The sequence below is a fragment of the Pustulibacterium marinum genome (genome assembly GCF_900116665.1).
Lineage (GTDB): Bacteria > Bacteroidota > Bacteroidia > Flavobacteriales > Flavobacteriaceae > Pustulibacterium > Pustulibacterium marinum.
Genome location: NZ_FPBK01000001.1, coordinates 485,692 through 498,371, shown reverse-complemented (window position 1 = coordinate 498,371; position 12,680 = coordinate 485,692). Strand labels below are relative to the sequence as shown.

Annotated in this window: 7 protein-coding genes; 5 read left to right on the top strand and 2 right to left on the bottom strand. The window is 36.1% G+C overall.

Annotated elements, in window-relative coordinates; genetic code table 11:
* Positions 1-3: 3 nt before the first annotated feature.
* From BM383_RS02240 to BM383_RS02220, 5 genes are all read left to right on the top strand, one after another.
* Positions 4-1,626 (top strand): RagB/SusD family nutrient uptake outer membrane protein, encoded by a 1,623-nt coding sequence (locus BM383_RS02240; RefSeq protein ID WP_093022415.1) that lies wholly within the window; start codon positions 4-6, stop codon positions 1,624-1,626.
* Positions 1,627-1,639: 13 nt separating this feature from the next.
* Positions 1,640-2,665: a SusE domain-containing protein gene (locus BM383_RS02235; RefSeq protein ID WP_093022412.1), complete on the top strand. Its 1,026-nt coding sequence runs from the start codon at positions 1,640-1,642 to the stop codon at positions 2,663-2,665.
* Between the two features lie 73 nt (positions 2,666-2,738).
* On the top strand, positions 2,739-5,546 hold the full coding sequence (locus tag BM383_RS02230) for an alpha-amylase family glycosyl hydrolase (RefSeq protein ID WP_093022409.1): 2,808 nt from the start codon (positions 2,739-2,741) through the stop codon (positions 5,544-5,546).
* A 292-nt stretch (positions 5,547-5,838) separates the two neighbouring features.
* Positions 5,839-8,814, top strand: coding sequence for a SusC/RagA family TonB-linked outer membrane protein (locus BM383_RS02225; protein WP_245766513.1), 2,976 nt, complete (start codon positions 5,839-5,841; stop codon positions 8,812-8,814).
* A 9-nt stretch (positions 8,815-8,823) separates the two neighbouring features.
* A complete protein-coding gene (locus BM383_RS02220; RefSeq protein WP_245766512.1) occupies positions 8,824-10,335 on the top strand; it encodes a RagB/SusD family nutrient uptake outer membrane protein in 1,512 nt (503 codons plus the stop codon).
* A gap of 43 nt (positions 10,336-10,378) precedes the next feature.
* Here the strand turns inward: BM383_RS02220 and BM383_RS02215 are convergent, their stop codons facing one another.
* Together BM383_RS02215 and BM383_RS02210 are read right to left on the bottom strand one after the other, a co-directional pair.
* A complete protein-coding gene (locus BM383_RS02215) occupies positions 10,379-11,077 on the bottom strand; it encodes a response regulator transcription factor (RefSeq protein WP_093022406.1) in 699 nt (232 codons plus the stop codon).
* Positions 11,070-12,368 (bottom strand): sensor histidine kinase, encoded by a 1,299-nt coding sequence (locus BM383_RS02210; RefSeq protein WP_245766511.1) that lies wholly within the window; start codon positions 12,366-12,368, stop codon positions 11,070-11,072. Before BM383_RS02210 ends, BM383_RS02215 begins: the two co-directional genes overlap by 8 nt.
* Positions 12,369-12,680: the final 312 nt, after the last annotated feature.

Genomic DNA, 12,680 nt, shown 5'->3' with positions numbered 1-12,680 from the left:
ACAATGAAATACTTTTATAAACTATCATATATAATTATTGCTGCTGTAATGTTTACAGCATGCATGGACGATTTAGATCAATATCCTACCAATCCAACAGTATATACAGAGGAAGATGTTTTTGCAAACGCATCCGAAGCTAAGAGTGCCTTAGCAAAACTATATGCTGGTTTTTCTTTAACAGGTCAGACAGGAGCTACGGGAGATTCAGATATTACCGCTATTGGAGATGAAGGAGCTACACAGTTTACCAGACTTCTTTTTATTTTAAACGAACTCCCTACTGATGAAGCTGTAAATGGCTGGGGAGATGCAGGTGTACCTAACTTTCATAATATGAATTGGTCTTCTACAAATATCTTTTTAGAAGCTACTTATTATCGTTTGGCACTAGAGGTTTCATATTGCAATTCATTTATTGAAAACGCACAAGCACTTAGTGATAATACAGACGTTCAACATTACATTGCCGAAGCTAGGTTTATGCGTGCTTATGCTTACTCGTATTTAGTTGATTTCTTTGGAAACGTTCCAATCACCACAGAAGTTAGTACAAACGTACCAGAACAAAACAGCAGAGAAGAAATTTTTGCCTTCATTGAAAGTGAATTATTAGAAATTCAGGATTTATTACCTGCAAGTGGAACTTCTGAGTATGGTAGAGTTGATGAAGTTGCTGCTTGGGCCCTTCTTTCAAGAATCTATCTTAATGCTGAAAGCTGGATAGGAGAAGATAGATATGCTGACTGTGTAACGTATTCACAACAAGTTATCAATTCAACATATACTCTAAACACAACCGATGCTAACGGAAACGGAAGTGCTTACGATGAATTGTTTTTAGCTGATAACGATACCAATGGAGCTCAAAACGAGTTCATTTTCACAGCTAATTTTGACGGTGTACAATCTCAAACATACGGAGGGACCACTTATTTAGTTTGCGCTGCAATTGGTGGAGACATGGTAGCTTCAGATTACGGCGTTAACGGAGGTTGGTCTGGTAACAGAGTTACCAAAGGACTAGTAGAAAAATTTAATGACGCTATAACTGCTTCAGACGAGGACGGAAATCCTACTGCTTGGAGTGATAGTAGAGCTATGTTCTTTACCAATGGTCAAAACTATGAAATTGAAACTATAGCAAATACCTTTACTGATGGCTATGCTTCTACAAAATATAAAAACCTTAAAAGTGATGGTTCTTTAGGAAATGATCCTAACAATGCCTTTGTAGATACAGATATTGCCTTGATAAGAGTTGCAGAAATCTATCTTAACTATGCCGAAGCTGTTTTAAGAGGTGGAGGCGGAAGCACTTCTGATGCTGCTTTATACATCAATGAATTAAGAGAGAGAGCCTATGGTAATAGTTCTGCCAATATAACATCTGGTAACCTAACTCTAGATTTTATTCTAGATGAAAGAGCAAGAGAACTTCAATGGGAAGGATTTAGAAGAACTGATTTAATCAGATACGGATATTTCACTTCAAACAGTTATTTATGGCCTTTCAAAGGAGGATCTGTCAATGGTATTGCAGTAGATGGGTATAGAGATATTTACCCAATACCATCTGCAATTTTAGGAGTAAATCCTAATTTAACTCAAAATCCTGGATACTAAAAAAATAGAAATCATGAAACATTTATATAAAACGTTTGTAGGAGCTTTTGCCTTACTCTTGTTCACAGCTTCTTGTGACGATGACAAAGACCTTGTTATCGCCGATGATACTGCTACCACATCGTTATCTGTATCATCTACTACTATTGAATTGTCAGAAGAAAATCAAGGAAATAGTGTCCTAGATTTAAACTGGACTGCACCAGATTTTGGTTACAATGCTGAAATAGATTACACACTATACTTTGATGTTACTGGTAATGACTTCCAAGATGCCGTTGCCGTTGCCGGAGGAAATGACATGAGTTTATCATATCTTTCAGAAAATTTAAATTCATTAGTTGTAAACAGTCTGGGTGGTACTCCATTTACACCTTTAAGCGTAGATATAAAGCTAGAGGCATCCATTAGTGATTATTATCAACCTGCAGTTTCTAATATAATTACTATTAATGTTATTCCATATGAAAACTTGATAGAGCCAACTTCATGGGGTATTGTAGGTTCTGCAGCTCCAAATGGTTGGGACGGTCCAGATGTACCATTCTGGTATACAGACACAGAAGATGTTTATGTTGCTTATACAACTTTGATAGAGGGAGAAATTAAGTTTAGAGAAAACAATGCTTGGGACTTAAACTATGGTGATAATGAGCCTGATGGAACTTTAGAAGAAGGAGGTTCTAACATTGCTGTAGAAGCAGGTACCTATAAAATTACGTTTGACATTAGTGCACTAACGTATACGATAGAGCCTTATTCTTGGGGATTAGTAGGAGACGCTACCACCAATGGTTGGGATGGTCCAGACATGCAAATGAGTTATGATGGAACTATAGATATGTGGACTATTGATGCTACTTTAACTTCAGGTGAATTTAAGTTTAGATTTAATAATACATGGGATCTAAATTATGGTGATACCGATGTAGATAATACACTTGACAATGGCGGAGATAACATTGCAGTGTCTTCCGGAAACTATCACATTACTATGGATTTAAATCAATTGACATATACAATTGAAGAGTCAGAATAAAACTCAAAATTATATTAAAGGCTGCCTATCTAAAGCAGCCTTTATTTTTTTAAACGCTATTAAGTTTATTTATATGAAAAAAATAATTACCCTATTCATATGCTTTATCACAGCATGCGGTTGGGCACAAATAACCACTTCGCCCAATCCTCCAGAAGCAGATGGAGCCGTAACCATTTATTTTGATAAATCTGGTACAGGATTGTCTAGTTACACCGGAACTATCTATGCACACATGGGCGTTACTGTAGATGGTAACCCATGGCAAAATGTAATAGGTAGCTGGGGGAACAATACCACGCAGCCAGCTTTTAGTGTTGAATCTGGTACAACGTATTCGTTAACCATTACCCCAGATTTATACACCTATTTTGGAGTTGATTCCCAGAGTTCTATCACCCAAATTTCAATGGTGTTAAGAAGTGCCGATGGAAACCAACAAACATCAGATATTTTTGTTCAGGTAGGCGGTTTTCAAATGACAACAATTTCGCCGACAGATGGCAGTCTTACTACAATTGCTTCAGGGAGTAGTTTGCCTATTTCGGCAACTGTCTCTTCCAATGCCAATTGGTCGTTAGAAATGAACGGAAGTGAAATTAGTACAGCATCGAATACTACTTCGTTTAGTTACAATCAAACCATTACAACGGACGCCTCTTTTACCTTAACGGCTTCTGAAGTGGGAACATCCGAAGAGATTTCAGTAGATTTTTCTGCTATTACAACGCCAAGTGTTACCACAGAGGCAATTCCAGACGGTATAGAACAAGGGATTACTTATGATGAAAATGATGCAACCAAGGCTACTCTAGCTTTGTATGCGCCAGACAAAGAGTATGTGCATGTGATTGGTAGTTTTAACAACTGGCAAATTTCAAACTCGTATTTGATGAAACGCGATACCGAAGATGCTGATTTGTATTGGATGGAAATTGACGGACTCACAGCTGGCGAAGTATATACGTTTCAGTACAGAACCAGTGACGGAATCAAAACTGCCGATCCGTATTCCACAATTGTGTTATCACCCTATGATGATCCGTATATAGAAGAAACAACATATCCTAACATGACGGTATATCCAGACGGTCAAGAATTTGAGGTTTCTGTAATTCAAACCAATCAAACGGCCTATGAATGGCAAATAACTGATTTTGAAAGACCAGAAAAAGAAGATCTCATCATTTATGAACTACTTATTCGTGACTTCAACAGTGAAAAAACTTGGGCTTCTTTGATAGATGATATCGATTATTTTACTGGATTAAACATCAATGCAATTGAAATTATGCCTGTAATGGAGTTCGAAGGAAATATTTCATGGGGGTATAATACAGCATATCATTTGGCATTGGACAAAGCGTATGGACCAGAAAATGACATGAAAGAGTTCATAGATTTATGTCACGAAAACGGTATTGCAGTCATTTTAGATGTGGCTTTAAACCATGTGTATGGGCGTTCGCCTTTGGTGCGAATGTGGATGGATGATCCTGATGGTGATGGTTTTGGTACACCAACAGCAGACAATCCATATTGTAATCAAGAAGCTAAACATTCTTATAGCGTTGGGTACGATTTGAATCATCAGTCAGAAGTTACTCAATATTATGTAGAGCGCACTATTAACCGTTGGATGAACGATTTTCATATCGATGGTTTCCGTTGGGATCTTACCAAAGGTTTTACCAATAACTGTACGCCTTCCGGTGAAACTTGTACTAATAATTACCAATCAGACCGTGTAGAAATTCTAAAAGATTATGCAGATATTCAATGGGATATTGATGAAGATTTCTATGTGATTTTTGAACATTTAGGCGTTGGTGGCTCTGCTACCGAAGAAACCGAATGGGCTAATTACCGTGCAGATGAAGGCAAAGGAATTATGTTGTGGGGAAATTACAATTACAACTACAACCAAAATACCATGGGGTATACCGATGGTAGCAATTTTAACGGAATTGATTTTGAAGAAAGAGGTTTTGATAAGCCAAGGTTGGTAGGTTACGGAGAAAGTCATGATGAAGAAAGATTGATGTATAAAAATCTAGAATACGGAAATGTATCCGGAAGCTACAATGTAACTGATGAAGATACTTCACTAGACCGAATGAAAACTTTTGGAGCGGTTTTCTTCACCATTCCTGGACCAAAAATGTTTTGGCAATTTGGCGAGTTAGGGTACGATTACAATATCAATTATTGTCAAGATGGTTCTACCAACAATGATTGCCGTACAGACCCAAAACCAATTCCGTCTGAAATAGGATATGATACAGATGCAGACCGTTTGGAGGTGTATGATGCTTGGGCCGAAATGATTCATCTTAGACGTACACAAGAGGTTTTTGATACAGAAACATTTACGGTAACTTCTGATCAAGCTAATTTGCTACCTAAAATTTACATTTGGAATGACGATTTAGGAAGCGATGAATTGAACGAAGTGCTGGTTATTGCTAATTTCAAAGTAACAAGTTTCAATGTAACACCCAATTTCCCGTCAACCGGAACCTGGTATAATTTGTTAACAGATGAAACCTTGAATGTAACATCTACCGGAAGCGATTTTGTAATCAATCTGGCTCCAGGCGAATATCGTATTTACGGAAATCAGCAAGCTACTATGAGTACGGATGTTGTTGCAGCAACAGAAGCAATTCAGCTATATCCAAATCCAACTTCTGACACCTTTCAACTATCGAAATCTGCCACTCATCTTCAAATATTAGATCTTCAAGGAAAAATCCTTTTAGAAAAAGATAATATTTTACCCGAAACAGTGATTGATATAAGCAATTTTAAAAGAGGTATTTATCTTGTTAAAATAAAAGATATAGACAGAATCGTTATTAATAGATTAATGAAATATTAATCTAATTCATTATTAAGAAATAAATACTAAGAGCAGTCGTAAAGACTGCTCTTTTTTTATGTAAACAACTATAAATGTATGAAATACCTTGTAATCAGTATGACTATAATGAAAAACAACTCAACATTTAACTCGATGAATGCGTAAAAATGTTAAAATTTACATTTTTTTAAATACTAAACCGTTTTAGTTATAAATGTAAAAAAAACACTTGCTTTTTTTTAAGTATTTAATATTTAATTTAGCCAAATATTAATAAAAACTTAATATAAACCCTTAAAATTTTAAGCTCATGAAAAATGGTTTACTAAAAGGCTTCATGCTGTTTTCCTTGTTCCTGTTTGTAGGAATTACTTATGGACAAACAGTAACCGGAGTTGTGTCCGATGATATGGGACCACTTCCTGGAGCCTCGGTGTTAGTCAAAGGCACATCTAATGGTGTTCAAACAGATTTTGATGGTAATTACACCATCGAAAACGTTGGCGAAGATGCAGTCTTAGTTTTTAGTTTCGTTGGTTTCAAAACTCAGGAAATTTCTGTGAATGGAAGATCAACAATTAACATTACAATGTCTGAAGACGCTAATGAGTTGGACGAAGTTATTGTAATTGGTTATGGTGCAACAACCAAAAAAGATGCAACCGGTGCTGTAGATGCAATTAGCGCAAAAGACTTTGATGTAGTTGCTGCGCCTTCACCAGCACAATTATTACGAGGAAAAGTTTCTGGTGTACAGGTAACACAATCAAGTGGTGAACCTGGTGCTGGAGTTTCCATCCGTGTTCGTGGTAATTCTTCTGTACGTTCAGGAAACAATCCATTAATCGTAGTAGATGGAGTTCCTTTAGATGGTGGTAATGTATCATCTGGTGGTTCAGACTTCGGATTAGGTTCTTCAAGTGCAAGAAACCCACTAAACTTTATCAACCAAAATGATATTCAAAGTATCAACGTATTGAAAGATGCTTCCGCAACCGCTATTTACGGTTCTAGAGGTGCAAATGGGGTAATTGTAATTACCACCAAAAGAGGTAAATCTGGTGAACCACAATTCACTTACAACTCTACAGTGGTTTTCAGTAAAATTGCTGGAGATTTCGCTGTAATGAGTGGTGAAGAATATGCCGGATTAGGAGGTGCAGATTTTGGTTCTAGAACGTATGATTGGGAAGACGCTATTATGGACAATGGTTTCACAACAACTCATGACGTATCTTTTGCTAAAAGTTCTGAAAACTCAAATACGCGTTTATCTTTCGGTGCTTCTACTCAAGATGGTATTGTAAAGAAAACAGGAATTGATAGATACAGTGCATCTTTATTCAATTCTAATACCTTCTTTGATGGTCGTGTAAAAGTTGATGCACGTTTATTATATTCTGGAATTAAGGATCAAGCAACCTTAATAACAAGTAATGCAGGATTTATTGGTAACGTAATTGGGACTGCCCTTTACTGGAACCCTACACAACCAATTTATAACACTGACGGAAGCTACAACGTTGTAAGCGACACGTATATTAACCCGGTTCAATTGTTAGACTCCTACAACGATGAAACAGCAACAAACAAATTATTGGGAAGTATAACTACCACAGTTAATATTACAGATCATTTAAAATATCAATTCCTTTTTGGTATCGAGCGTTCTACATCTCAAAGAGCATTTGAAGTATTACCTTCTATCCAAATTCAAAATGTAGCACAAGCAACAGATCCACAAACTGGTGAAACCCGCTATGGTACAGCAGGAATCCTTTCTGATAATCGATTCAATAGAACATTTGAACATACTTTAAACTACAACAATCAATTTAGTGATAACTTCACTTTAGATGCAGTTGTTGGTTATTCTTACTATGATTATAACGCCGATGGAAGCATGAGCCAAGCTACTGGTTTCAATGCAAATCAAACCAATCTTGTTGATAATATAGAAGGTGGTTTAGAAAATGAATTTACTGCAAGTTCATACAGAAATCGAGTTGAGCTACAATCGTTCTTCGGTAGAGTAAATGCTACTATTTATGAAAACTTATTGGTTACTGCAACCATAAGAACTGATGGTTCTACAAAATTAGGAGATGACAACAAATATGATTACTTCCCTTCACTTGGTGTTGGTTACAAAATTGTAAACGAAGAAGAAGGATTGGTAAACAACTTGAAGGTAAGAGCTAACTGGGGTATTACTGGTAATCAGGAATTTGCTCCTAACTCAGCAATCGCTAGAGCTTCTTACGGCAACAACGGAGCATTAAATGTAGATAGTAATGCAAACTCAGAGTTAAAGTGGGAAACTACACAATCCTATGGTTTTGGTGTTGATTTCGGATTATTCAATAGAAAATTAACAGGTTCTGTAGATTACTTCCATAAAGATACGAAAGACTTAATCTTCCCAGTTCCTTCTGCAGCGACACAACCAGGGCCTCCATCTCCAAGGTTTGTAAACCTTCCAGGAAATCTGATCAACAAAGGGGTTGAAGTTTCTTTAAACTACAATATTCTTAGTACAGAAAATGCAAACTGGGACTTCAATGCCAATGCATCTTTCTTAGATAATGAAATTCAAAACTTTGCAGGGTTTATTCAAACTGGAGGATTGAATGGTCAAGGTTTAACTGGAGCTTATGCACAGGTTATTACAAACGGAATGCCATTATACTCTTATTTCTTGTATGAATGGAGAGGTTATGACGCAGACGGAATGTCTATTTATGCAGATGCAGCAGGAAACGATACTGGTTTAGGTACTGCGGCTAAAAAACTATTAGATAAGCAACCATTACCAAAAGTAAACATAGGTTTTGGTACAAACTTCAACTATAAAAGTTGGGATTTAGGAATGTCTTTCTACGGTGCTTTTGGTCACTATATCTACAACAACACTGCTAATGCTTATTTCTTCAAAGGAGCATTCCTAGGAGGTAAAAACACAAGCTACGAAGCAGCTACATCTAATCAAGCACAGGGAGATCCAAACTCACCATCTACAAAATATTTGGAAAAAGGTGATTTCTTAAGATTGAACAACGCTACTATCGGTTATACATTCTCAAGCGGAATCCTAGATAAGATCAAAGCGAAAAATGCAAGATTGTATGTAAGTGGACAAAACCTATTTGTACTTACTGGTTACACAGGATTTGATCCTGAAGTAGATACAGATAAGCAATTGAACGGTGTACCATCTGCCGGTATGGATTACTTGGCATATCCAAGAGCAAGAAGTTTCGCTTTAGGCTTAAACGTAACATTCTAAAAAAAATCAATGATGAAGACATATAATATCATAACAAAAGTATTACTATCGGGCGCACTTATTGCGGCAGTAAGTTGTACCGATTTAGAAGAACAAGTTTTAGACGGCGTTGTTCTAGACAATTCACAAGAAGGTTCTGTAGACGTAGATGCGCTCTTAGAATCTGCATATCTTGGTACGCGTGGTTTTCAATCTCAAGATCTATCTCACTGTTTAGATGAACATTCAACAGATGCTTTAGTTGGACCAACAAGAGGTGGTGACTGGGATGATAACGCTATATGGAGACAGTTACATACGCATACTTGGGCTCCAGACCATAATTTCGTAACTAATACATGGAACGATCTTTTAACACAGGTATACAACTGTAACCTTATCATAGAAAATGGTAGTGGAGATGCTGTTGCCCAAGCTCGTTTCTTGAGAGCATTTTATTATTTCCATATTATTGACAAATATGGTCAAACACCATACAGACCAGAAGGTAGCTCTTTAGAAGACGCTCCACTAGTATGGTCTAGATCAGAAGCCACAACCTTTGTAATTTCAGAATTAGAAGATATAGTTTCTAGTTTGCCTACTGCAACAACAGTAGATAGAGCTAGCCAAAATGCAGCACACTTTCTATTGGCAAAATTATATTTGAACAAAGCTGTTTTCATGTCTGAAGATCCTGCAGGGCCTTATACATTTGATAGTAGCGATATGAATCAAGTTATTAGTCACGTAGATGCCTTAACCAATACGTTAGCTGCAGATTATTGGGACAACTTCATTCCTGAAAATGCTGAAACTTCACCTGAAATTATTTTTTCTTCAAGAAATGTTCAGGGAAATGCAGGAAATATCCAATCTCGTTGGAGAATGGGACAACACTATAACCAAACCCCATCTGGATGGAATGGTTTTGCTACTGTGGCAGAATATTACAATCAATTTGATCCAAACGATGAGCGTATTAATAAGACTATTGATGAGGTTACTGAAAATAGTGGGTACAACGTTGGTTATCAAGTTGGGCAACAATACGGCCCTGGAGGAACAACTCCTTTGGAAGACAGAAATGGAAATCCATTAGTTTTCACTCCTGAATTAACCTTAATTACTTCTGGAGTTACTCTAGAAACTGCAGGTATTCGTGGTGTAAAATATGTACCAGATTACGGTAATGTTGATGCTCCAGATAACGATTATGTATTATTTAGATATGCTGATGCTTTATTAATGAAAGCTGAAGCAATTTTAAGAGGTGGTTCTGGAGATGCTGCTTCTATTATGAGTATGATTGCAGATCGTGTAGATCAATCTGCCTCTGCAGCTTCTTTAGATGGTGTTTATCAAGAAAGAGCAAAAGAACTTTGGTGGGAAGGATGGAGAAGAAACGATATGGTTCGTTTTGGAACTTTCCTAAACTCTAGAGAACTAAAACCATATGAATCAGATTCTAAGTATTTGTTATATCCCATTCCGGCTGATGCTTTATTCAACCCGAATTTAACGCAAAACCCGGGGTACTAGTTAAACCATTTGTTTTAAGGAGGGGGAGCATTGCTCCCCTTCTTTATGCTTTAAACCGAAGGATAAACCCTTGATTATGTACGTTTTCAATAAGAATCCTATCGTCTTCTTTTAAATACTTACGCAGACGCGTAATGAAAACATTTAAACTTTTTCGGTTGAAATAATCATTCTTTCCCCAAATGTTTTCAAGAATCACTTTATGCGAACATAAATTTCCTTCGTTCTCAATAAGCATACTTAACAGCTCACTCTCGCGCGTAGTTAATTTGTACAAAAGTTCATTCTTACAATATAATTCTTGATTATCTGTATTCAACAGGTAATCTCCAATAGTGAACGTACTATCTTTCTTTTCAGAAGTTGATACAGGTTGTAATCTAGCTAAAATGGTTTCAATTCTAACTAACAGTTCTTCCTCATCTATAGGTTTTCGCAAATAATCTACAGCTCCCAAAGAGAATCCTTTGAGCGCATCAATTTTCATAGATCTTGCGGTTAAAAATATAAACGGAAGCGTTGTATTGATTTTTTTTAATTCTTCTGCAAAAGTAAATCCATCCATTACGGGCATCATTACATCGGTAATGCATAAATGGAAAGTATGCTGCTTAACAGCATCTAAGCCTTCAGCTCCATTTTTGGTCCAAAGCACTTCAAAGTTTTTCATCTTCAAATACTCTGTGAGTAAATAACCTATGGTAGCATCATCTTCTACCAGCAAAATTTTGTATTTAGCCATGAATCAAAGGTATTGAAATTTTCATGGAAGTTCCTTTACCTATTTCGCTACTCACTTTTATTTTGCCTTTATGCAATTTAACTACTTGATAAACATACGACAATCCAAGTCCATGTCCTTTTACAGAATGTAAATCTTTTTCTGAAACGCGATAGAATTTTTTAAAGATCTGTTTATGCAACGATTTTGGAATTCCAATACCGTTATCTCGAACTTCGATACTCAAACTCTTTTGATCTTTAGCCACTTGTAGAAACACTTTTGGAGTACTCTCATTTGTATATTTACGAGCATTGTCTAATAAATTGGTAACAGCGTTACTCAGGTGTAACGGATTTCCTTTGAGGAAGATTTCTTCTTCAGGAATTTGATACTGAAAATCAACATTTTCTACGGTACAAATTGTGGCAAAAGACTGTGCTGTTGTAAGCAAAACTTCTTGAATATTCATCTTTTGCATGGGCAACACTTGCTTCTTGCTTTCCATTCCCGCTAGCTCTAGAACCGCATCAATATGCTGTTTTAGTTTATCATTTTGAGTTCGGATCATGGTTACCAATTCGGTTTCTTCTTGAAATTTTTCTTCCAGAAGCTTGGTTGCCAAACCTATAGAAAAAACAGGCGTTTTGAGCTCGTGTGTTAAGTTATTTATGAAATCATTGGTAGTGGTAATAATTTTTCGTTGCCAATAAAACGATCGCAACACCCAAATGACTACACCAATAATTGCTAGTAAAAACAATAAAGAAGGAATGATAAGTCCGTTCAAACTAGTTAAAAAATAACTATTCAAATCAGTAAATTCTAAAATAAGCGTCACCGGAGCGCCATTGACTTGAGGTAAATAACCTTCTAAACGAACCGGATATAAAATGAGATCATCAGGATCATAAACTACATGATTTGGAGAGCTCAATAAGACTTCATTATTTCTGGTTTTCAACTGAAAAGTAAAATCCGCTTCTAACCCATTTCCCCAAATTCTTTCCTTCAAAAAATCATCTAAATAATGACTTCCTGCATCTTGCAAACTATCTAAACTCAGTGTAAAATAGCTATCGTCTTTGGTAATGGCTTTTCCTAATAAAAAAGTAAGATCATTTTTAGTGGCTAAGTCTTCTGAGATATATTTTGAAGAAATCAACATTTGCTGGTTGAACTGCACACGTGCCAAGTTGAGTCCTACTTTTAAATATTGATATTGAATAAAAGCAAGCCCCAATACAGAAACTATAAAAATGCCTATGATTATGGAACGTTTTGATGTCATCACACCTCTAAATAACAACATTTTAAATGTTCAGAATAACACATTTAACTATCGTTAACCTTATTAACTTTTCATTAATCCTTTTTATTTATCGTTATCCACTTCATTTTCCTAAAAAAGATACTTTTACTTCGAGCTTAAAATTTGAAGGTAGTTGACACCAATCAACTTCACAAGTCTATGAAAATCCGACTATAAACCAAAACATCAACTTCTGGAATAAATGCTTGTAAAACATCATTTGTTCCAGATTTTTTACCAAAAACCAAAAAAAATCGATGTACTATCATACACATAGCAAGCTCTTTTTTTGATAAGAAAAACATCAAAAAA

Excerpts from the sequence above, each read along its gene's own strand:
- BM383_RS02240 (WP_093022415.1), top strand. The coding sequence starts at position 4 with ATGAAATACTTTTATAAACTATCATATATAATTATTGCTGCTGTAATG.
- BM383_RS02235 (WP_093022412.1), top strand. The coding sequence starts at position 1,640 with ATGAAACATTTATATAAAACGTTTGTAGGAGCTTTTGCCTTACTCTTG.
- BM383_RS02230 (WP_093022409.1), top strand. The coding sequence starts at position 2,739 with ATGAAAAAAATAATTACCCTATTCATATGCTTTATCACAGCATGCGGT.
- BM383_RS02225 (WP_245766513.1), top strand. The coding sequence starts at position 5,839 with ATGAAAAATGGTTTACTAAAAGGCTTCATGCTGTTTTCCTTGTTCCTG.
- BM383_RS02220 (WP_245766512.1), top strand. The coding sequence starts at position 8,824 with ATGATGAAGACATATAATATCATAACAAAAGTATTACTATCGGGCGCA.
- BM383_RS02215 (WP_093022406.1), bottom strand. The coding sequence starts at position 11,077 with ATGGCTAAATACAAAATTTTGCTGGTAGAAGATGATGCTACCATAGGT.
- BM383_RS02210 (WP_245766511.1), bottom strand. The coding sequence starts at position 12,368 with ATGTTGTTATTTAGAGGTGTGATGACATCAAAACGTTCCATAATCATA.